Raw genomic sequence first — 21,223 nt, 5'->3', positions numbered from 1 at the left:
CCCGGGGCGACCGGCCCCGCCCTGGCCCCGGCCCCGCCCGCCCCGGCCCCGGCCCCGGCCCTGGCTCTCGCGGCTGTCGTGGGTCCGCATGGCCGGGCGGACCGGCGGACCGGGCGAACGGCCGGCCGGGGGAGGGGCGAGCGGACGGGGGCGGACACGGCGGAGAGGTGAGCGGACGGGGGCGGACCGGGGGAGGGGCGAGCGGATGGGCGGCCTACCCTGCGGACATGATCCGCAACGCAACCCCCGCCGACATCCCCGTCATCCACGCGATGATCCGCGAGCTCGCCGACTACGAGAAGTGCCTGGACGAGGCCCGCGCCACCGAGGCGCAGCTGAAGGAGGCCCTGTTCGGCGAGCACCCCGCCGCCTTCGCGCACATCGCCGAGGACGCGTCGGGCGCCCCCGCCGGCTTCTCGCTCTGGTTCCTCAACTTCTCGACCTGGCGCGGGGTGCACGGCATCTACCTGGAGGACCTGTACGTGCGCCCCGAGGCCCGCGGCGGCGGCCACGGCAAGGCCCTCCTGACGGAGCTGGCCCGCATCTGCGTGGCCCGCGGCTATGAGCGCCTGGAGTGGTCGGTGCTGAACTGGAACACCCCGTCGATCGCGTTCTACGAAGCCCTGGGCGCCCGTCCTCAGGACGAGTGGACGGTGTACCGCCTGACGGATACGGCACTGGAGGAGCTGGGCACTGCCGGACGCCCGTGAGGAAGCCCTGCTGCGGTGGAGCGTTCCGGCCATCCCGGGGTGTCCGGAACGCAGACCATGAACCGGGCCGCCAGTTCCCTTCGTCGGCTGGGCAGGGTGGTGAAGTGAGCGTCGAGCGGGGCGAGTTCGGGGGTGCGCGGGCTTGGCCGCCGCCCGCGCGGGTGATGCGGCCCGTGCCGCGGCCACAGGTGACCCGGCCGGGGCCCCGGCCGCTCGTGAAGGGCGTACGGAACAGGCCTGCGCGGGGGGCCGGAATGTGACATGTCCGGGCCGCGAATGTGCGGAGGAGGGGCTTCCCCCTGCCGCGAGCAGGGGTGATTGTCAGTGTCATGGTCCAGCATGGGGACATGGCAGCGGCACGGAGTGCGAAGAAGACGGCGGCTACGGCGGGTGCCCGCAGGGTGGAGGTGCGACTGCCACCCCTGGCGCCGTTCGGTGCCGGGGAGCTGGAGCCGGAGGGCGATTATGACGGGCTGGAGTTCAGGGACCTCGATCTGGCGCGGCAGCAGGCGGTCGGTGCGCGCTTCCTCGACTGCGGCCTGTACGGCTGCGTCCTGGACGATACGAAGCTGACCGGCGCCCGGTTCATCGACTCGGTGCTGTCGGGGGTCCGCGGTGTGGGTACGGACCTGGCGCGGGCGAGCCTGCGCGATGTGGAGGTGCGGGACGTCCGGATGGGCGGGGTGCAGCTGCACGGCTCGGTCCTGGAGCGCGTGCTCGTCAAGGGCGGGAAGATCGACTATCTGAACCTGCGCGAGGCGGAGCTGCGCGACGTCGTCTTCGAGGGCTGTGTGCTCACCGAGCCGGACTTCGGCGGGGCTTCGCTGGCGCGGGTCGAGTTCCACGGGTGCGAGCTGCGCGGGGCGGACTTCACGGGGGCCCGCCTCAAGGACGTGGACCTGCGCGGGGCGACCCTGCTCGACATCGCACGCGGGGTGGAACGACTGTCCGGGGCGGTGATCAGCCCGTCCCAACTCCTGGACCTGGCACCGGCGTTCGCGGCGCAGGTGGGGGTGCGGGTGGAGGGGTGACGGTTTGGTCCCGGCTCAGTCCGTCCCGGCGGCGTCAGTCGGTTCGGGGGTTCGCCGGGCGCGGGGGTCGGTGGGCCCCTGGGGCGGTCCGGCCCGGCCCGGGTGTTGGTCTTGGCGTGGGTGCCGGTCGGTTCGGGCTTCGGTACGTCCTGGCGGCGTCAGTCGGTTCGGGGGAAGCGGGCCTGGAGGTCCCAGACGATGGGGTTGTCGCCGAGCCCCTCGTGGAGATCGGTGAGGTCTGCGACGAGGTCGTGCAGGAAGTCCCGTGTCTCGCGGCGGAGTTCGGTGTGCGAGAAGGTGAGCGGGGGTTCGTCGCCGGGCATCCAGTCGGCCTCCACGTCGACCCAGCCGAAGCGGCGCTCGAACAGCATCCGGTCGCTGGACTCGGTGAAGTCGATCTCGGCGTACTGGGGGCGGGCGGCGCGGGAGCCCATGGGGTCGCGGTCGAGGCGCTCGACGGTGTCGCACAGTGCCCAGGCGAAGTCGAGCACCGGGACCCATCCCCAGGCTGTGGACACTTCGCGGTCCGCCTTGGTGTCGGCGAGGTAGACGTCTCCGCAGAAGAGGTCGTGGCGCAGGGTGTAGGTGTCTGCGCGGGCGTAGTCGATGCGGGTGGGGTCGGGGAAGCGGGGGGACAGGGAGTAGCCGATGTCGAGCACGCCTCGATGGTGCCACGCCCCCCTCGGGGCTCCGCCCCGCCCCCCGAGCCCCCTACCGGCGCGCGGCCCCGTTCGCGCAGTTCCCCGCGCCCCTGGGGGTGCTGGGGGCGCCCGGGGTTTGCGCAGTTCCCCGCGCCCCTTGGCTCCGCGGTCGTGTGCGGGCCGTGCTCGCTTCTCGCGCAGTTCCCCGCGCCCCTGGCGGTGCTGGGGGAACCCGGGGTTTGCGCAGTTCCCCGCGCCCCCGGCGGGATCGGGGGTGCCCGGGGTGTGCGTCGTTCTCCGCGCACCCTTGGCGGGACTGGTGCGGGCCCGCATGCGCATCCCGGCCTGCCTCGCGCAGTTCCCCGCGCCCCAAAAACCCTGGCCGTCTGCGGGCCGTGGTCGCTTCTCGCGCAGTTCCCCGCGCCCCTAACTGCACCGGTGCTGGCCCGCATGCGCATCCTCAGCCCGTCCGGCGTTTGAGGACGAGCGCCGTTCAGGCGCGAAAGGGGGGTGCAGGGGGCGCAGCCCCCGGCGGGGTTCGAGGGGCGGAGCCCCTCGGGGGGTCTGGGGCGGAGCCCCAGGGGCCGAACCCTTCAACCCCCTGCACGGGCGGGCGGGTGGGCAAACCCGCCGGGGTTCGAGGGGCGGAGCCCCTCAGGGGGTCTGGGGCGCAGCCCCAGGGCCGGGCACCCTTCAACCCCCGTCACGGGCGGGTGGGTGGGCAGCCTCCTGGGGGTCTGGGGCGCAGCCCCAGGGGCTGAACCCTTCACCCCCCTGCACGGGCGGGCGGGTGGGCGAACCCCCGGGGGGCTGGGGCGGGCCCCAGGGCTAAGGGAGTAGGCGGCGTTCTTTGGCCACAGCTACCGCCCCGGCCCGCGTATCCACCCCCAACTTCCCATAAACCCTCCCCAAATGAGTCTTCACCGTCGCCTCGCTGATGAACAGCGCCCGCGCGATCTCCCGGTTCCCGAGCCCGTTCGCCAACTGGGCCAGGATGTCGAGTTCGCGGGGGGTCAGGGCGGGCCCGGACGCCCCCCGGAGCTGGTTCATGACGCGGCTCGCCACCGGCGGGGACAGCGTCGTGCGCCCCAGCGCCGCCGCCCGGATCGCGGCGAACAGCTCCTCGGGGCGCTCCGCCTTGAGGAGGTAACCGGTGGCGCCCGCGGCGATCGCCCGGGTGATGTCCGCGTCCGTGTCGTACGTCGTCAGGACCAGCACGCGCACCCCGCTCGCCGAGATCCGCCGGGTCGCCTCGACACCGTCGATACCGGGCCCGAGCTGGAGGTCCATCAGCACCACGTCCGGCCTCAGCTTCGCCGCCGAGGCCACCGCCTCTTCGCCGCTGCCCGCTTCGCCGACCACCTCGATGTCCGGCTCGCTGCCGATGAGCGCGAGCAGCCCGGCCCGTACCACCGCGTGGTCGTCGCAGAGCAGGATCCGTACGGGCTCGGCCGGGGCGCGGCCGGTCGCGGGACGGTCGGTCGCGGGACGGTCGGTCATGGGAGGGGCTCCAGGGGGATCGCCGCGGACAGGACGGTGCCCTCGCCGGGCGCCGACTCGATGGTCAGGCTGCCGCCGAGACCGCGGACCCGCGCGTGCATCGCGGGCAGCCCGTGGCCCCGTACTCCCGACGGCGGGGAGGCGGAGCCGGCACCGGGGACGAAGCCCCGGCCGTCGTCGGCGACGTCCAGCACCACCTGGTCGCCCAGGTAGGTGAGGGTGAGCGCGGCCGTGGTCGCCGCCGCGTGCTCGCGTACGTTCGCGAGGGCGCCCTGGGCGATGCGCAGCAGGGCCGAGCCGACCCGGTCGGGCAGTGCCGCGGCCGGCGCCCCGTCGATGTGGCACCGCACCTCGAAGGCCCCCGACTCCGCCGACTCCCGCGCCGCGAGCGCCCGCAGCGCGGCGTCCAGGCCGCCGCCCTCCGCGAGTTCGGCCGGGGCCAGGTCGTGGACGAAGCGGCGCGCTTCGGCGAGGTTGCGCTCCGCGATGGACTCGGCGGTACGGACGTGGCGGCGCGCCGCGTCCGGGTCGGCGGCCCACACCCGGTCGGCCGCCTGGAGCAGCATCTGCTGACTGGACAGGCCCTGCGCCAGGGTGTCGTGGATCTCCATGGAGAGCCGCTGCCGCTCGGCCAGCGTGCCCTCGCGCCGCTCGGTCGCGGCGAGTTCGCGCCGCGTGCGAAGTAGGTCGCCGATCAACTGCCTTTGTTGGTCGGCCAGTTGGCGCTGTCGTTCGGCGTGCCGCTGCATCTGGACGAACACGGCCGTCGCGATGGCCGCGACGGCGGGCGGGGCGATGACGAGGTTCGGGTCGAAGCCGCCGTGGGACAGCTCGACCTGGGCCGTCACGACGAACACCGTCAGGACCGCGACGAGCACCACGGCCGCGCGGGGGCGCAGCGTGCGCAGACCGGTGTAGAAGAGCGGCACCGCGCACCAGGCGAAGCTCGGCGCGAGCAGTACCAGCACCATCCAGGTGGCGACGACCCCGCCGAGCCAGCCGAGCCGGCGCGGGGTCGGCCGCGAGCCGAGCGCGGGGCCGAGGACGTACAGCACGGCGAGGGCCGTCGACAGGGCGATGATCCAGGGCGTGCGGGCCTCGCCGGGGTGCCGGATCAGGAACCGCGCGAGCGAGGCGCCGAGCAGCAGGAAGAACGCGCTGTGCATGACCAGGGGCAGCCACCGCTCGCCCTCGCCCCCGGGCGCGCCGGGTACGTCCTCGACCCCGCTCATCCGCTCACCTCCGTCCGAACCGAAGTCCACCACCCAAACCACCCGAGCCGAGCAGGCCGCAGGCCCACCCGAGCCCGCCGCAGCCCGCCCACCTGCGCCTATGCAAGCAGCACGTACTCATCCTGACCCGCCGGGACCACCCCCGCATCAACCGATCGGCCGACGGGCCCATCCGCCGTCCCGCCGCGGGTGAGCAGCCGGTACGCCGAGGGGACGGGGCCGGGTGCGCCGGGAGGATCGAAGCATGAACCTCACCCCGCAGAACGCCGACGCCACCCCGACCACCACCACCCCGAACGCCACGAGCCCGGCCTCCAGGCGCACCAAGCGGCTCGCCCTCTCCGCCGCCGCCCTCGCCATCGCCGCAGCCGGCACCTTCGGCGTCGTCACCGCGAACGCCGCCACCACCCCCGCCAAGGCCGCGCCCGCCGCGCCCGCCCCCGCCTCCCAGCACAACCTCACCACCACCACCCACCTGACCGTCGCCGCCGCAACCAAGGCCGCCCAGGCCGCGCTCGACGCCGCCGACAAGGAGCACCAGAAGGTGTCCGTCGCCGTCGTCGACCGCGACGGCAACACCCTGGTCACGCTGCGCGGCGACGGTGCGGGCCCGCAGTCCCCGGAGTCGGCCGTGCGCAAGGCGTACACCGCCGTCTCCTGGAACGCGCCGACGTCCGAGCTGGCCAAGCGCCTCGCCCAGGCGCCGAACCTCAAGGACATCCCCGGCACCCTCTTCCTGGCCGGCGGAGCCCCCGTCCAGGCCAAGGGCGCGCCGGTCGCGGGCATCGGGGTGGCCGGGGCGCCCAGCGGCGACCTGGACGAGAAGTTCGCGCAGGCGGGCGTCGCCACGTTGGGCAAGTAGCCCTGATCCCGGCCGGGCGCGACTCCGTGGCGCCCCCAGGACCGGCGCCCGTAGGATCACAGACGTGGACAAACGACCGGAGAGGCGGACGGCACCGCACCGACCCGTGGCCGTCCGCGGCCGGCGCGGGCGCCTCGCCGCCGTCGTGCTCCTGACCGTCTTCACCGTCACCTCCTGCACCGGCGGCGTGCTCGGCACCCCGGGCGCCTCGGGCGCCCGCGACCCGCTGTTCCCCCGGCTCGGCAACGACGGCTACGACGTCCAGCACTACGCCCTCGACCTCGACTACGACCCCGCCACCGGGCAGCTGGAGGGCGGGGCCACCATCGTGGCGCGGGCGGTCAAGGACCTCAGCGCCTTCGATCTCGACCTGGCGGGGATGGAGGTGCGGTCGGCGACCGTCGACGACGAGCCCGCCGCCGTCAACCGCGCGGGCGACGAACTCACCCTGCGCCCCGAGGAGGACCTCACCCGGGGCGAGACGTTCACCGCGTACGTGCGCTACGCGGGCCGACCCAAAACCATCACGGACCTCGACGGCTCGCAGGAGGGCTGGCTGCGCTCGCCCGGCGAGCGCGTGCTGGCGCTGGGCGAGCCGACCGGTTCGATGGCGTGGTTCCCGTCCAACAACCACCCGAGCGACAAGGCCACGTACGACATCAAGGTCACCGTGCCCGACGGTCAACAGGTGGTGTCCAACGGGGAGTTGGTGTCGCGGACCGTCAACGCGGGGCGCGCGTCCTTTCATTGGCGCACCGCGGAGCCGATGGCCACCTATCTCGCCACGGTCGCGATCGGCCCGTACGGGATCGAGAAGGGGACGACCCCCTCCGGCATCCCGGTCTACACCGCGGTCGACCCCGGCGTGAAGGAGCAGACGGCCGACGTGGTGCGGCAGTTGCCGGACATACTGGCCTGGGAGGAGAAGCGGTTCGGGCCCTATCCGTTCGCGTCCACCGGGGTGATCGTGGCGCCCGCGAAGGCCTCCGGCTACGCCCTGGAGACGCAGAACCGGCCGACGCTTCCGCTGGACCACTTCGACGCCGGCACCCTGGTGCACGAACTGGCCCACCAGTGGTTCGGTGATTCCGTCACTCCGGCCACCTGGCGCGACATGTGGCTCAACGAGGGGTTCGCGCAGTACACGGAGTGGCTGTGGAGCGAGGACCACGGCGGGCCGAGCGCCCGGGAGACCTTCGACACGGAGTACGCCAAGGGCGACGACGACGAGATCTGGGCCTTCCCGCCGGCCGCGCCGCCGACCGCCGCCGAGGTGTCGGGCCGGCCGGTGTACGTGCGCGGTGCCATGGTCGTCCACAAGATCCGCGAGGCCCTCGGTGACGCCCGCTTCACCGCCCTGGTGCGGGACTGGCTCCGCGTCCACCGGCACGGCAACGCCTCGACCAAGGACTTCACGCGCTTCGTGGACGAGGCGGCGGGGCGCCGTCTGTCCACGGTGTGGAAAACCTGGCTCTACGGGGACGGCAAGCCAGCGGCCGCCGAGTGACTCCCCGTAGAACCAGGTGGGTCGAGCTGGGTGCGAGGTGACCTAGGGCGTGCGGGTCACTTCACGTTGATGGCGGTCCAGGCGGCCGCCACCGTCTTGTACTCGGTGCTGGTGGTGCCGTACAGGTCGCCCGCCGCCTTCAGGGTCGCGGCACGCGCGGCCTTGTAGTTGGTGGTCGAGGTCATGTACGTGGAGAGCGCCTTGTACCAGATCTTGTAGGCCTTGACCCGGCCGATCCCGGTGACCTTGGAGCCGTCGTACGTCGGCGAGTTGTAGCTCACGCCGTTGATGGTCTTCGCGCCGCTGCCCTCGGACAGCAGGTAGAAGAAGTGGTTGGCCGGGCCGGACGAGTAGTGCACGTCCTTGTTGCCGACGCCGCTCGACCAGTAGTCGGCCGACGCGCCGTCCTTGCTCGGCTTGTCCATGTAGCGCAGCGGCGTGCCGTTGCCGTTGATGTCGATCTTCTCGCCGATGAGGTAGTCGCCCTTGTCGGAGGCGTTGTTGGCGAAGAACTCGACCGAGGTGCCGAACATGTCGCTGGTCGCCTCGTTGAGGCCGCCGGACTCCCCGCTGTAGTTCAGCTTGGCGGTGGCGGCGGTCAGGCCGTGGCTCATCTCGTGGCCGGCCACGTCCAGCGCGGTGAGCGGCTTCTTGTTGCCCTCGCCGTCGCCGTACGTCATGCAGAAGCAGCTGTCGTCCCAGAACGCGTTGACGTACGCGTTGCCGTAGTGGACCCGCGAGTAGGCGGCCTTGCCGTTGCCGGCGATGCCGTTGCGGCCCAGCTCCGTCTTGTAGAAGTCCCAGGTCTCGGCGGCGCCGTAGTGGGCGTCGACGGCGGCGGTCTCGCGGTTGGACGGCGAGCCGTTGCCCCAGGTGTCGGTCGACTTGGTGAACAGCGTGCCCTTGCCGGAGCTGCCGCCCTTCAGGTCGTACGTCTTGTGACCGCCGCGCGCGGCGTCGGTGAGGCTGTAGGTCGAGCCGCTCTTGGTGGTGCCGAGCGTGACCGTGCCGGAGTACTCGCTGGTGCCGGTGCCGGTCTCGATCTCCTCGTGGGAGAAGAGCTGGGCGCCGGTGGTGGCGTCGGTGACGACGTCACGGCGGCTGGGCGTGCCGTCCGGCTGGGTGCCGGTGACGGTGCGCTCGTAGGCGAGGACCGGCTTGCCGGTGGCGGCCCAGACGACCTTGCGCGAGCCGGTGGGGGCGGCCTTGAGCGAGGTCGTGGTGGCGACGGCTATCTTCGCGTCCGTCGCCTTGGTGACGCCCTTGAGGGCGCCGTCCTTCGAGGAGTGCACGACGAGGTCGCCGCCGAGGACGGGCATGCCGTCGAGGGTGCGCTCGTAGCGGGTGTGGACCGTGCCGTCGGCGTCCTTGATGACGTCGCGGACGACCAGCTTCTCCTGGGAGCCGAGGCCGATCCGCTGGGCGGTGGCCGGCGCGGTGTCCTGCGCCGAACGCAGGGCGTCGGAGCGCTGGGCGCTGGTCAGGTCGAGCGCGGTGGCGCCGGCGGCGCGGTCGGTCGCGCCGGCGGTCGAGCCGGCCTGTACGCCGACGACGACCATGGCGGCGGATGCTGCAAGAGCGGCGGCACGCAGAGTGGTTCGCACTCGGTGTTCTCCTTCACTCGTTCCGTGGGGGCGAGTTGGAGACTGCCAGCCGGTGACCACTTCTTGACAGTGACCCGACAAGTATTTGACCTGATCGTGTCCGAAAACAGGTTGGTCCTGTCCGTTGAGCGACTAATTCCAGCCGCGCGTGCGGCAGTTGGGGCAGGCGGGGGAGCGGGGTCCGGGGAGGCGGGCGGGTGCGCGCGGCGGGCGCCCGGCGGCGAGCGGCGCGGGCATCCGGCCGTACACGCGGAAGTGCCCCCGGCGGACGGGCCGGGGGCACTTCGGTGACGACCGCCGCGCGGGCGGCCGCGGTGGGGGCGTCAGACGCTGACGCCGAAGTCCTGCGCGATGCCGACGAGGCCCGAGGCGTACCCCTGGCCCACGGCGCGGAACTTCCACTCCGCGCCGTTGCGGTACAGCTCGCCGAAGACCATCGCGGTCTCGGTCGCCGCGTCCTCGCTCAGGTCGTAGCGGGCGATCTCGGCGCCGCCGGCCTGGTTGACGATCCGGATGTAGGCGTTGCGCACCTGACCGAAGTTCTGCGAGCGGGTCTCGGCGTCGTAGATGGAGACCGGGAAGACGATCTTGTCGATGTCGGCGGGCAGGCCCGCCAGGTTCACGTTGATCGCCTCGTCGTCGCCCTCGCCCTGGCCGGTGGTGTTGTCACCGGTGTGCACGATGGTCTGGTCCGGCGTCGACTTGTTGTTGAAGAAGACGAAGTGGCCGTCGGAGTAGACCTTGCCCGTCGCGTTCACCGCGATGGCCGAGGCGTCGAGGTCGAAGTCGGTTCCGGTGGTGGTGCGGACGTCCCAGCCGAGGCCGACCGTGACGGCGGTCAGGCCCGGGGCCTCCTTGGTGAGCGAGACGTTGCCGCCCTTGGACAGGCTTACAGCCATGGGATGTCCCCTTCGTCTTGATCTGCGGGTGCGGGCTTCGAGCCGTCCCGAAGCTACCGTCATCTCCCATAACGTCGGCAGGGGACCGGGAGGTTCCATCCCGCTTTGCTTTCTTTGCCAGGACCATCGCACACACAAAAGCGGGTGACGTGGTGCCGCGCAGCCGTCACCATGGATGTCATGTCCGGGCCCTATGTCATCCGCGGCTCCGTCTCCCTCCCGGAGGCCGAGCTGATCTGGCGTTTCTCCAGGTCGTCAGGGCCCGGTGGCCAGCACGTCAACACCAGCGACTCCCAGGTGGAGCTCCGCTTCGACCTCGCGAGGACCGAGGCGCTGCCGGAGGTCTGGAAGGCCCGGGCCCTGGAGCGGCTGGCGAGCCGTCTGGTGGGCGGCGTCGTCTCCGTACGCGCCTCCGAGCACCGCTCGCAGTGGCGCAACCGCGAGACCGCCGCGGTCCGCCTCGCCGCCCTGCTCGCCGAGGCCACCGCCCCACCGCCCAAGCCCCGCCGGCCGACCAGGATCCCGCGCGGCATCAACGAGCGGCGGCTGCGCGAGAAGAAGGCCCGGGGGCAGACGAAGAAGGGGCGGACGGGGCGGGACTGGTGAAGCCGTCCGGCCGAGACGGTCCGCGGGACGCGGCCGGCCGCGCCGGGGCGTGCCCCGTCATGGCCGACCGGAGCCGGTAGCGGCTCAGAACAGCTCGGTGTACGCGTCCCAGCCGCCACCCAGGCTGTATGCCGGCTTGAACTTGCCGCCGTATGCGCCCTGGCCGTCGTACAGCTTCCCGGCGCCGGACCCGTCGACCGCGATCAGATCGGTGGTGCCGTTACCGGTCGCGTCCGCCACGGCCGCCAGCTTGGTGAAGGAGTTCCAGCCCGCGCCGAGGTCCTTGCGGACGCCGAACGGCGTGGCGATGTCGCTGGTTCCCGGGTACAGCCACAGGTGGCCGTTGGTGTCGCGGGCGAGCAGGTCCGCCTTGCCGTCGCCGTTGATGTCGCCGGAGCCGACGAGCTTGTTGTACGCGTTCCAACCCGCACCCAGGCGCTGCGGGGCGGAGAACTTGGTGCCCGAGCCGTCACCCAGGTACTGCCAGAGAACGCCGGCCTTGTCACGGGCCAGCAGGTCGTTGTGGCCGTCGCCGTTCACGTCACCGGGGCCGACGAGGGAGGTGTAGGCGTCCCAGCCCTTGCCGAGGCTGGTCGCCGGCCGGCCGAAGTGGTCGACCCAGAGCTCTCCGTTCTGCGTCTGAAGACGGGTCGCCTCGCCCGAGTCGCTCAGCGAGTTGGCCACGGCCACGGTGGTCCGGCCGCTCTGCGGAGACTCCCACGGCACGGAGTTGGTGAACTGGCCGTCGTTGGTCACCGTGCGCGTTTCGTTGCGGCCCGCCGGGTCCGCGGTGACCAGAACGTTCTTGCCGACGGCCTGGTGGCCGCCCGCGTTGCCGAGGACGAAGGCGGCCTGCCAGCCCGAGGCGGTGACAGCCGGGGTGCCGAAACGGCCGTTGCCGAGCCCCTTGTACGTGTACAGGCGGCCGTCCCGGGTGCGGGCCAGCAGGTCGGAGATTCCGTCCCCGTCCGTGTCGTCGGCCGTCAGGAGCTGGTTGTAGGAGTGCCAGCCGGCCCCGAGTTCGACCGGAGCCTTGAAGGGCTTGGCCGCGTCACCGGTACCGCCGATGAACAGGAGGTCGTCGGCCCGCGTGCGTACGTACACATCGCCGATGCCGTCCCCGTCCGCGTCCGCGACACCCACGATCTGGTCGTAGTCGTCCCAGGCCGTGGCCACCTTGGTCCTCTCCCCGAAGGGGGAGTCGACGTTGCCGGTGCCGGGGAACAGGTACACATCGCCGGTGGCGGTGCGTGCGAGGACGTCATTCTTGCCGTCCCCGGTCAGGTCGCCGGCCGCGACGACGGCGTCGTACATGTTCCAGCCCGAGCTGAGCCGCTTGTACGCCTGGGCACCCGCCTGGGGCCCGCCGCCCGTGAGGGCGTAGAGGTTGCCGACGGAGTCGGTCCACAGGACGTCGGGCTTGCCGTCGCCGGTCAGGTCGCCCGGCGTCAGCAGGCTCTTGATGTCGGCGTGCGGGTTGTCGAGGACGAGCGGAGCGGTGTCGACCGCGCCGCCGCCGCTCAGGGTGGTGATCACGCCGGCCGCGTTGCGGTAGACGATGTCGCCCTTGCCGTCGCCGTCCCAGTCGAACCTCGGCTTGATCTTCGCCGCGGCCGCCTTCGGTGCCCCCGGTCCCTTGTCCTCGGCCAGCGCCGGCGTGCTCAGCAGGGTGCCGGCCGCGATGGCGATGGCCGTGCACGCCGCGATGCGACGGGCATGGGTGAGTCGGGTGTTGCGCATGATCCCCCCCGGGACAACTGCGTACGTGGATGACGTACGGATATGGCCGGGCTGTGAAATGCGTGTGCCCGGAATGTAAAGCGAGCGTACGCATGTGATCAGGGAGAGGAAAGGGGCTTTTGTGACAGCCGTGTCACAGAAGGAACCACCCGTGTCGTCCCGAGCGCCGGCTCCCTCAGCCCAACTGCCGATACCGCCCCCGGAAGTACGTGAGCGGCCCCCCTTCCGCGCTCGGCAGGGACGCGGTCAGGACGTGGCCGATGGCCAGGGTGTGGTCGCCGGCCTCCACGCGTCGCTCCGTACGGCATTCGAGCGTCGCGAGCGCACCGCCCACCAGGGGAGCGCCGCTCGCCTCGCCCCGGGTGTAGGGGATGTCCTCGAACAGCAGGCGGTCGCTGATGCGGCCCTTCATGGCGAACCGGCCCGCGATGTGGCGCTGGCTCTCGGACAGGATCGACACCCCCCACAGCGGCTGTTCCGCCAGGAGGTCGTCCATCCGCGAGCCGCACCGCAGCGAGACCAGTACGAGGGGCGGGTCGAGGGAGACCGAGAGGAAGGCCGTCGCCGTCATGCCGACGTCTTCGCCGCGCGGCCCGTGGTCGCCGTCGTGCGCGGTCACCAGGACCACTCCGGCGGCCAGCCGGGACATCGCGGCGCGGAACTCGTCATTGCTCACCCCCACAGGATGCGGGGTTTCGGTGGCAAGTGCGGAAAGGGCGGCGGTAAGGGGTGTCTGCGGCACACCGGAACGCTAGTCTCCTGCCACCGCGGGCCGCATCGGGCGCCGGGACCAGCCGGGACCTAGGTCTCGCGGCCGAGCCGGGGCGCGGGCGCCGCGGGCGCGGTCCGCTCACCGGCCGTTCTCAGTTTGCGTTCAGGAAAGGTAGGGGGCAAAGACGGAAAGAACGGCCAACCCCCCATCATCTGCTGTGACTTGAGTCACAGAAGGCACTATTTGTTGACCCTGTGTACCGGCTAGACAGCTCGCTGTGATTCAGTGGCGGGACAGTGCGAAAAGGAATGCCGATCTGAAGCCAGGAGTTGCTGTCGAGGTCTCGGGGAGAGCGAGCGATGGAGACCGAGTCGGAGCCCTACGTCCGTCTTGCGACCCTGCGGCAGCTGCACCAGGTGGTCGGGGAGCTGAACACGGCCCGCAGCCTCGCGGACACGTTGCAGACCGTCGCCGACGGCGTCATCGCCGGGCTCGGCTACGAGCTGGCCTGCGTCAACCTCGTACGCCCCGACGGTGACCTGGTCGTCGCCGCCTTCGCGGGCAACGCCGCCGCCGAGGCCCTGATCACCGGCCGGGTCGGCTCGCGGACGTCCTGGGAACGGCGCCTGGCGATGGGCGAGGACTGGGACGGCCTGCGCTTCATCCCGCACACCGAGGGCTGGGTGCTCCTGGAGGACGACGTGCCCCAGTGGTACACCGAGGGGCCCGACCCGCGGTTCGCGGACGAGTGGCACCCCCAGGACCGCCTCTACGCCCCCATGTACTCGGCGGGCGGCACCCAGGAGCTCCTCGGCGTCATCTCCGTCGACAAACCCCGCAACGGCCGCAAGCCCGGCGCGTGGGGGCGCGAGGCCCTCCAGATGTATGCATCGCAGGCCGCCATTGCGATCAGCAACGCGCGGCTGCGCGCAAACATGCAGCGGGCGCTGGTCCGCCTGGAGCGTGAACAGCAGGCCCTGCGCGCCAGTGAGGAAAGCTTTAGGCAGGCCTTTGAGTATGCGCCGTCGGGCATGGCCATCGCGGAGATGGGGGGCGACCAGCACGGTCGGCTGCTGCGCACCAACGACGCGCTGTGCCGGCTGCTGGGACGGCCCGCCTCCGTCATGCGCCGCTACTCTTTCGCCGACCTCGTGCACCCCGAGGACATAGGGACGCTGCTGCGCACCTCGGCCGAAGGCGGCCGGGCCGAGCTGCGCCTGGGGCGGCGCGACGGCACCTACGTGTGGGTCTCGCTGCGCAACTCCGTGGTCGCGGACACCGCCGACGGGCCGCGCTTCCTGCTCACCCACGTCGAGGACATCGAGGACCGCAAGCGGCACGAGCTCCAGCTCGCCCACCGCGCCTCGCACGACGCCCTCACCGGCCTGCCCAACAGCGCCGAACTGCGCGCGAGGCTCTCGGCCCGGCTCTGTCCCCGGCCGCACTCCGCCGGTCCGGCGGGTGCGGCCGACTCCCTGGACGCGGCCTACGGGCGGGCGCCGGGAGCCGCCGAGGCCGAGGCGCACGGGCACGCCTTCCGCGCCGACGGCTTCGACTTCGAGGCGGTGCCCGGCGGCGGGCCCTACGACCACCACGTCCACACCGTGGCCCCCGACAGTGAGATTGACGACGGTACGAAGGGGCTCGCGGTGCTCTTCTGCGACCTCGACGGCTTCAAGTCGATCAACGACAGGTTCGGCCACCACACGGGTGACGCGGTTCTCATCGAGGTCGCCCGCCGCCTCACCACCGGGGTGCGCGACGGCGACACCGTCGCCCGGCTCGGAGGTGACGAATTCGTCGTCCTGGCCGACGGACTCGGCGCCGCGGACGCCGCCGACCTGGCGGTACGGCTGCGCAACGCGATCATTCCGCCGATCCGGGTGGACGGCCGCGCGGTCCGCGTCGGCGCCAGTTTCGGGATCGGCTGGGCCAGCTGCGGCATGTCCGTCGAAGAGGTCCTGCGCTCCGCCGACCAGCGGATGTACATCGAGAAGCGCTCCCGCTCCAAGGTCCACCGCCGCGCGGGCTGACCCGGCCGGGGCCGCCGGTCACGTGTGACCCGGGCCAGACCGGGCAGTGGCCCGTTCGGGGTAGGCTCGGCCGGTCGGCGACGGCTGGCGGACAGTGAGGAGTGACCCCGGATGACGACGCCCGGCAACAACGGCGCGAACACCCCCGAGGACGACGATCCGTTCGGCTACCTCTACGAGGACGGGCAGGCCGCGGGGGCCAACCCGCCCCGCGCGGGAGGCGGCTACGGCTACCCGGGTCCGACGGTGGGGCAGCAGCCCGGAGTCCCGCGGACGTCCTACAACCAGGTGCGCACCGTCGGTGAGCGCAAGTACGGCGGCCAGATCCCGCAGCAGCAGTACCAGGGCCCGCCCCAGCAGGGCCCCCAGCAGCCCTACGGGCAGCCGGCCGCGCCCTACGGGCAGCCGACCGCCCAGTACGCGGCGCCCGAGACCTACCCCGGCGGCCCGCCCCGTCAGGGCCCGCCGCCGCAGCAGACCGGTGGCGGCGGACGCGGCCCCAACACCAAGGGCCTGCTCATCGGCGCGGTCGCCGTGGTCGCGGCCGTCGTCGTCGGCATCGCGGTGGCGCTGGTCAGCAACAGCGACAACAAGGACAAGAAGGACGACGCGGCCGATCCGGGCAAGTCGACGTCCAGCCAGTCGGCCTCCCCCAGCACCGATCCGTCGTCCTCGCCCTCGGCCCCGGCGGAACTTCCCAAGGGCGACGCGGCGACGCTGACCCTGGGCGGCGCGGCGCAGGTCGGCACCAATGTGCCGGGCGCCAAGGGAACCGGCGGGGCGTTCGTCACCAACTTCAACAGCGTGGGCTCCTCGGTCACCTGGAAGGTGAAGGTGCCCAAGGCCGGCTCGTACAAGCTGAACCTGCGCTTCGGTGTCCCCGGCACGGACGCGAACGCGACGATAACGCTCAACGGCAAGGCCGAATCGCGCCCGATGAACATGAAGAACTTCGCGCACTCGCCGGCCGGTGACTGGGCCAAGGGCTGGCAGACCACGTTCGCCAACGTGACGCTCGACAAGGGCGACAACGAGATCAAGCTGTCCTGCGAGCAGGGCAACCAGTGCAACGCCAATCTCGACCAGCTCTGGCTGTCCGCCGCCTGACGCACCGTCACATCCGGGATGCCCGGTTCAGTGCGCGTGCTCGCTCACGCGCACCGAGCCGAGCATCTTCTCGTACGCCTCCCGGTCGAACTCACCCGCCGCGGGCGCCAGTACGGTCGCCGCCGACAGCGCGACCGCGCGGGTCAGGCGCTGCGGCCAGTCGAGGCCCTCGACCAGGCCCGACAGCAGCCCCGCCACCGCCGAGTCGCCCGCGCCCGTCGGGTTGCCGCGCACCGCGGCAGGCGGCGCCGCCTGCCACAGGCCCTCGGAGGACGCGGCGAGCAGGCCGTCGGCGCCGAGCGAGGCGACCACCGTGCGGGCCCCGCGCCGGCGCGCGTCCCGCGCGGCCCGCAGCGGCTCGCGCGAACCCGTCAGCTGGGCCAGCTCGTCGAGGTTGGGCTTCACCAGGTCGGGCCGCGCCGCGATGCCCCTCCGCAGCGGCTCGCCGCTGGTGTCCAGGAGCACCGGCACCTGCGCGGTACGGGCCAGCCGCACCAGCTGCGCGTACGCCCCGACCGGCAGGCCCGGCGGCAGGCTCCCGCACAGGGCGACCGCGTCGGCGTCGGCCAGCAGCCGCCCGTACACCGCGAGGAAGGCCTCCCACTCGGCGGGCGAGACGAGCGGGCCCGGCTCGTTGAGCTGGGTGGTGTCGCCGCTCGCCGCGTCCACCACGGCGATGGTGCGCCGGGTGTCGCCCTGGACCGGAACCAGCTCGTCGCGCGGCGCGAGGCCGGCGAGCCGCGCGCGCAGCACCTCGCCGCTCGGGCCGCCCGCGAACCCGGTCACGACCGCCTCGTGGCCGAGCGCGGCGAGCACCCGGGCGACGTTGACGCCCTTGCCGCCGGGGCGTTCGACGACCTCCTCGACGCGATGGCTCGCGTGCGGCACGAGGGCGGGGACCCGGTAGGTGATGTCGAGTGCGGTGTTCAGCGTGACGGTCACAATCACGGGGTGATCATGCCAAACGGACGGCGGCAGGCCCAGACCCCGGACCGGCCGCCGTCCGCGCACCGCGGCCGGCACGCTCAGCCGAGCTGCGGCTCCACGACCCAACTGCCCTTGCGCAGAACGCCCTTGACGGCGAAGTCGGCGTCCAGGACCACCAGGTCGGCGTCCTTGCCCGGTTCGAGCGAGCCGACCCTGTCGTCGAGGCCGAGCAGCCGGGCCGGGTTGGCCGACAGGGCCCGTACGGCGTCCTCGACGGACAGACCGTCCACGGTCACCGAGCGCTTGAAGGCGCGGTCCAGGGTGAGCGTGGAGCCGGCGATCGAGCCGCCCTCCACGAGCCGGGCCACACCCTCCTTGACCTCGACCTCCAGCGGACCCAGGTGGTAGAGGCCGTCGCCGAACCCGGCCGCGTCCATCGCGTCGGTGATGAACGCGACGCGGTCGGCGCCCTTGTGGTGGAAGGCGAGTTCGAGGGCCGCGGGGTGGAGGTGGGTGCCGTCGTTGATGAGCTCGACGGTGATCCGCTCGTCCTCCAGGAGGGCCGCGATCGGGCCGGGCTCGCGGTGGCCCAGCGGGGGCATCGCGTTGAAGAGGTGGGTGGCGACGGTGGCGCCCGCGTCGATCGCCTCGACGGTCTGCTCGTAGGAGGCGTCGGTGTGGCCGATCGCGGCGATCACGCCGTGCTCGGCGAGCAGCCGCACCGAGTCCAGGCCGCCGGGCAGCTCGGTGGCGAGGGTGACCATCTTCGCGGTGCCGCGGGCCGCGTCCATCAGCTTGCGGACCTCGGCCGGGTCCGGGTGGCGCAGCAGGCTCTCGCTGTGCGCGCCCTTGCGGCACGGCGAGATGAACGGGCCCTCGAAGTGGATGCCCGCCAGGTCCCCCTGCTCGACCAGCTCGGACAGCAGCCCGGCGCGCTGGGCCAGCACGTCCATCTCGCCGGTCACGGTGGAGGCGACCACCGTGGTCGAACCGTGCAGCCGGTGGGTGTGCACGCCCTTCAGGACGTCCTCGACCGTGCCGTTGGTGAACGAGGCGCCGCCGCCGCCGTGGTTGTGCATGTCGACGAAGCCGGGCACCACCCAGTGGCCCGAGAGGTCGATCGAGGGCGCGTCGCCCGGCGCGGCTCCGGCGATGACGGTGCCGTCGACGATCACGCGTCCGTTCTCGACGACCCCGGTCGGGAGGACGACGCGGGCGCCGGAGAGAACTTTCGATGCGGCCATCAGGCGGTTACCTCACTGGAGTCGGAGCCGGAGTCGGTGTCGGTGTGGGAGCCGGTGTCGGATGTGCGGGTGTCGGGGCCGGGAGCGGCGGGGGAGGGGGGAGCGGCCTGGGCGACCAGGTCCCAGGCGAGCAGGCCCGCGCCCAGGCAGCCGGCCGTGTCGCCGAGGGCCGCCGGGACGATCTCGGGCAGCTTCTGGAAGGTGACCCGCTCCTGGACGGCCGCCCGCAGCGGTACGAACAAGGTTTCCCCGGCTTCGGCGAGTCCGCCACCGATGATCAGCACCCGGGGGTCGAGCAGGGTGAGCGCGGTGACCAGGCCGTCGGCGAGCGCCTCGACCGCCTCGCGCCACACCGCGAGGGCGCGGGGGTCCCCGGACTCGACGGCCTTGGCGCAGTCGGCCGCGTCCGCGTCGGGGTCGCCGCTCGCCTCGGCCCAGGCCAGCGTCACGGCGGAGGCGGAGGCGAGCCGCTCCAGGCAGCCCCGCTGACCGCAGGGGCAGGGGATGCCGCCGGGGCGGACGACGATGTGGCCGATCTCGCCGGCGAAGCCGTGTGCCCCGGGCTCGACCCGGCCGTCGATGCCGATGGCGCCCGCGATGCCGGTGCCCAGCGGCACGAACAGGAAGCGGTCGGCGCCCCGGCCCGCGCCGATCCGGCCCTCGGCGAGGCCGCCGGTGCGTACGTCGTGGCCGAGCGCGACGGGTACGCCGTTCAGCCGCTCGCTGAGCAGCCGGCGCATCGGTACGTCCCGCCAGCCGAGGTTGGCGGCGTACGCGGCGATGCCGTTCTCGGCGTCCACGATGCCGGGCACGGCGACGCCGGCCGCGAGCGCGCTCTCGCCGAGGTGCTCCTCGCCGTACGCCCGCAGGTCCGCGGCGAACGCGAGGATCGACTCGACGACGGCCTCCGGGCCGCGCTCGCGGCCGGTCGGTCTGCGGGCCTCGTGCAGGAGCTCGGGCGGTCCCGGGGGGTTGCCCCCGGAGCGCGCGGCTTCCGCCCCGACCAGGGCGGCCTTCATCCCGGTGCCGCCCACATCCAGGGCGATGACGTGTCTCACGGGTGACAGTCTCGCGCCAACACCCACTAAAGGTCTAGTCCACTCACCGAGCGGAGTAGAAAGCGCTTTCTGCGCGGAAAGCGCCCCAATGTACTCTTGCACCGGGCGTTGCGGAAGCGATATGCGACTGGTGTAGACCTCATCCCCCCGTATGAGGGAACATCGCAGCTCACATACAGGACGTCACGGGGGACCGACTGGATCCGTCAGGATCACAACGAGGGTGGGATAGCGCGTGCGCAGGCGCTTCTTGGGCTTGACCGCGGCGGTTGCCGCATTCGGTATGACGGCAGTGCTCTCGGGGTGCGGTGGGTCGAGCGGCTCCGGTGACGTCACCCTCAAACTGGTGGCCGCCGACTACGACATATCCGGCGGCAACACGACGAAGACGTACTGGCACAACGTTGTCGCCGACTTCGAGAAGAAGAACCCGAACATCAAGGTCGACGTCCAGATCTTCTCCTGGGACGTGGTCGACGCCAAGGTCGCGGAGATGGTGAAGGCGGGCAACGCCCCCGACATCGCCCAGATCGGCGCGTACTCCGACTACGCGGCGAGCGGCAAGCTCTACAGCGTCGACCAGCTGCTCTCCATCCCGGTCGAGGCCAACTTCCTCTCCCCGCTCGCGGACGCGGGCAACGTCAAGCGCGTCCAGTACGGCATGCCGTTCGTGGCCTCCACGCGCCTGCTCTTCTACAACCAGACGCTGTTCGACGCGGCCCACATCAAGGCGCCCACCACCTGGGCCGAGCTCGCCTCGGACGCCAAGGCGCTCAAGGCCAAGGGCGTCAAGACCCCCTTCGCGCTGCCGCTGGGCAGCGAGGAGGCGCAGGCCGAGACCATGATGTGGATGCTCAGCGGCAACGGCGGCTACACGAACACCGTCGACGGCTACGACATCGACTCGCCGGAGAACATCCAGACCTTCGACTGGCTCAAGAGCAACCTGGTCGAGCCCGAGCTGACCGGCCCGGTCGCCCCCGCCAAGCTGAACCGGCAGGACGCGTTCGACGCGTTCGCGAAGGGGGAGGTCGGCATGCTGAACGGCCACCCCTCGCTGATGGAGCAGGCGAAGAAGAAGGGCATCAAGTTCGGCATGGTCCCGCTGCCCGGCCAGAACGGGCAGGCCAAGGCGGCGATGGGCGTCGCCGACTGGATCATGGGCTTCAAGCAGGGCGGGCACCGGGCGCAGATCGGCAAGTTCCTGGACTTCACGTTCTCCGACGAGAACGTGCTGAAGTTCGCCGACCAGTACGACCTGCTGCCGTCCACGGTGTCGGCGTCCTCGGCGATGGCGGCCGACCCCAAGCACAAGGAGCTCAAGCCGTTCCTGGCCGCACTGCCGACGTCCGAGCTGCCGCCGGTGGGCAAGACGTCGTGGCCGAAGGTGAGCGAGACGGTGAAGAAGAAGATCGGCTCGGCTGTGGCGCCGGGGGGGTCGCCCAAGGCGGTGCTGCAGGATGTGGCCAAGGTGGCGATGGACGCGGAGAACGCCGAATAACCCTGGTCCCTTGGGGCCCGCCCCAAACCCCGAAGCGCCCCCGCACCCGCTGCCCGAGCCGACCCCTGGGGCTGCGCCCCGGGCCCCGGCGGTTGCCCAGGGCCGGGGGCCCGGCTCCCTGGGGCTCCGCCCCAGACCCCCCGAGGGGTTTGCCCACCCGCCCGCCCGTGACGGGGGTTGGATGGGCCCCGGCTCCCTGGGGCTCCGCCCCTCGGACCCCGGGGGGTTTGCCCACCCGCCCGCCCGTGCAGCGGGTTGTACCGGCTGAGCCCTGGGGCTGCGCCCCAGACCCGCTGAGGGGCTCCGCCC

General features: G+C 72.3%; 18 protein-coding genes. 8 read left to right on the top strand and 10 right to left on the bottom strand.

All coding sequences use genetic code 11. The features are described from left to right. Positions 1 to 227 precede the first annotated feature (227 nt). Both ACGF3I_RS32940 and ACGF3I_RS32935 read left to right on the top strand, forming a co-directional pair. Positions 228 to 710, top strand: a complete 483-nt coding sequence (locus ACGF3I_RS32940; RefSeq protein WP_393138581.1) for a GNAT family N-acetyltransferase — start codon at positions 228 to 230, stop codon at positions 708 to 710. 347 nt (positions 711 to 1,057) lie between these two features. Beyond that, positions 1,058 to 1,741, top strand: coding sequence for a pentapeptide repeat-containing protein (locus tag ACGF3I_RS32935; RefSeq protein WP_393138579.1), 684 nt, complete (start codon positions 1,058 to 1,060; stop codon positions 1,739 to 1,741). 158 nt (positions 1,742 to 1,899) lie between these two features. On the opposite strand, the gene ACGF3I_RS32930 is transcribed toward ACGF3I_RS32935, so the two are convergent. The 3 genes from ACGF3I_RS32930 to ACGF3I_RS32920 all read right to left on the bottom strand — a co-directional run bounded on the left by ACGF3I_RS32930 (position 1,900) and on the right by ACGF3I_RS32920 (position 5,114). Then, positions 1,900 to 2,400 carry a hypothetical protein gene (locus ACGF3I_RS32930; protein WP_393138577.1) on the bottom strand — a complete coding sequence of 167 codons (501 nt, stop codon included), beginning with the start codon at positions 2,398 to 2,400 and terminating at the stop codon, positions 1,900 to 1,902. An 810-nt stretch (positions 2,401 to 3,210) separates the two neighbouring features. Continuing rightward, complete coding sequence (locus ACGF3I_RS32925; RefSeq protein ID WP_393138575.1) at positions 3,211 to 3,882, bottom strand: response regulator; 672 nt, start codon at positions 3,880 to 3,882, stop codon at positions 3,211 to 3,213. Continuing rightward, positions 3,879 to 5,114 carry a sensor histidine kinase gene (locus tag ACGF3I_RS32920; RefSeq protein WP_393138573.1) on the bottom strand — a complete coding sequence of 412 codons (1,236 nt, stop codon included), beginning with the start codon at positions 5,112 to 5,114 and terminating at the stop codon, positions 3,879 to 3,881. The genes ACGF3I_RS32925 and ACGF3I_RS32920 overlap by 4 nt, the downstream gene beginning before the upstream one ends. 244 nt (positions 5,115 to 5,358) lie before the next feature. Here ACGF3I_RS32920 and ACGF3I_RS32915 point away from each other — a divergent pair, with 244 nt between their 5' ends. Together ACGF3I_RS32915 and ACGF3I_RS32910 are read left to right on the top strand one after the other, a co-directional pair. Next, positions 5,359 to 5,976, top strand: a complete 618-nt coding sequence (locus ACGF3I_RS32915; RefSeq protein ID WP_393138572.1) for a heme-binding protein — start codon at positions 5,359 to 5,361, stop codon at positions 5,974 to 5,976. A gap of 64 nt (positions 5,977 to 6,040) precedes the next feature. Continuing rightward, positions 6,041 to 7,483 carry a M1 family metallopeptidase gene (locus ACGF3I_RS32910; RefSeq protein WP_393138570.1) on the top strand — a complete coding sequence of 481 codons (1,443 nt, stop codon included), beginning with the start codon at positions 6,041 to 6,043 and terminating at the stop codon, positions 7,481 to 7,483. A 56-nt stretch (positions 7,484 to 7,539) separates the two neighbouring features. Here the strand turns inward: ACGF3I_RS32910 and ACGF3I_RS32905 are convergent, their stop codons facing one another. Beyond that, positions 7,540 to 9,042, bottom strand: a complete 1,503-nt coding sequence (locus tag ACGF3I_RS32905) for a M4 family metallopeptidase (protein WP_393138625.1) — start codon at positions 9,040 to 9,042, stop codon at positions 7,540 to 7,542. A gap of 368 nt (positions 9,043 to 9,410) precedes the next feature. Further along, positions 9,411 to 9,986 carry a TerD family protein gene (locus ACGF3I_RS32900; RefSeq protein WP_393138568.1) on the bottom strand — a complete coding sequence of 192 codons (576 nt, stop codon included), beginning with the start codon at positions 9,984 to 9,986 and terminating at the stop codon, positions 9,411 to 9,413. Between the two features lie 171 nt (positions 9,987 to 10,157). Between ACGF3I_RS32900 and arfB the strand changes: the two genes are divergently transcribed. Continuing rightward, positions 10,158 to 10,592 (top strand): alternative ribosome rescue aminoacyl-tRNA hydrolase ArfB, encoded by a 435-nt coding sequence (gene arfB, locus ACGF3I_RS32895; RefSeq protein ID WP_393138623.1) that lies wholly within the window; start codon positions 10,158 to 10,160, stop codon positions 10,590 to 10,592. An 84-nt stretch (positions 10,593 to 10,676) separates the two neighbouring features. On the opposite strand, the gene ACGF3I_RS32890 is transcribed toward arfB, so the two are convergent. Beyond that, positions 10,677 to 12,332 carry an FG-GAP repeat domain-containing protein gene (locus ACGF3I_RS32890; RefSeq protein ID WP_393138566.1) on the bottom strand — a complete coding sequence of 552 codons (1,656 nt, stop codon included), beginning with the start codon at positions 12,330 to 12,332 and terminating at the stop codon, positions 10,677 to 10,679. Positions 12,333 to 12,507: 175 nt separating this feature from the next. After that, positions 12,508 to 13,074: a flavin reductase family protein gene (locus tag ACGF3I_RS32885; protein WP_393138564.1), complete on the bottom strand. Its 567-nt coding sequence runs from the start codon at positions 13,072 to 13,074 to the stop codon at positions 12,508 to 12,510. A 329-nt stretch (positions 13,075 to 13,403) separates the two neighbouring features. Here ACGF3I_RS32885 and cdgB point away from each other — a divergent pair, with 329 nt between their 5' ends. Both cdgB and ACGF3I_RS32875 read left to right on the top strand, forming a co-directional pair. Beyond that, complete coding sequence (cdgB, locus tag ACGF3I_RS32880) at positions 13,404 to 15,077, top strand: diguanylate cyclase CdgB (RefSeq protein WP_393138562.1); 1,674 nt, start codon at positions 13,404 to 13,406, stop codon at positions 15,075 to 15,077. Positions 15,078 to 15,188: 111 nt separating this feature from the next. Then, positions 15,189 to 16,184 carry a CBM35 domain-containing protein gene (locus ACGF3I_RS32875; RefSeq protein ID WP_393138560.1) on the top strand — a complete coding sequence of 332 codons (996 nt, stop codon included), beginning with the start codon at positions 15,189 to 15,191 and terminating at the stop codon, positions 16,182 to 16,184. Between the two features lie 27 nt (positions 16,185 to 16,211). Here ACGF3I_RS32875 and ACGF3I_RS32870 read toward each other — a convergent pair whose 3' ends face one another. The 3 genes from ACGF3I_RS32870 to ACGF3I_RS32860 form a co-directional block, all read right to left on the bottom strand. Continuing rightward, the gene (locus ACGF3I_RS32870; protein WP_393138558.1) at positions 16,212 to 17,132 is read right to left on the bottom strand and encodes a 1-phosphofructokinase family hexose kinase; all 921 of its coding nucleotides are present in this window, start codon (positions 17,130 to 17,132) and stop codon (positions 16,212 to 16,214) included. Between the two features lie 77 nt (positions 17,133 to 17,209). Next, positions 17,210 to 18,355, bottom strand: a complete 1,146-nt coding sequence (gene nagA, locus ACGF3I_RS32865; protein ID WP_393138556.1) for an N-acetylglucosamine-6-phosphate deacetylase — start codon at positions 18,353 to 18,355, stop codon at positions 17,210 to 17,212. Further along, positions 18,355 to 19,413, bottom strand: a complete 1,059-nt coding sequence (locus tag ACGF3I_RS32860; RefSeq protein ID WP_393138554.1) for an ROK family protein — start codon at positions 19,411 to 19,413, stop codon at positions 18,355 to 18,357. The genes nagA and ACGF3I_RS32860 overlap by 1 nt, the downstream gene beginning before the upstream one ends. A gap of 283 nt (positions 19,414 to 19,696) precedes the next feature. Between ACGF3I_RS32860 and ACGF3I_RS32855 the strand changes: the two genes are divergently transcribed. After that, positions 19,697 to 20,914, top strand: a complete 1,218-nt coding sequence (locus ACGF3I_RS32855; RefSeq protein WP_393138552.1) for an extracellular solute-binding protein — start codon at positions 19,697 to 19,699, stop codon at positions 20,912 to 20,914. Positions 20,915 to 21,223: the final 309 nt, after the last annotated feature.

Source organism: Streptomyces sp. NPDC048111 (assembly GCF_043202815.1).
In the GTDB taxonomy this organism is placed as follows: Bacteria; Actinomycetota; Actinomycetes; order Streptomycetales; family Streptomycetaceae; genus Streptomyces.
This window is presented reverse-complemented; position numbering and strand designations above follow the sequence as displayed.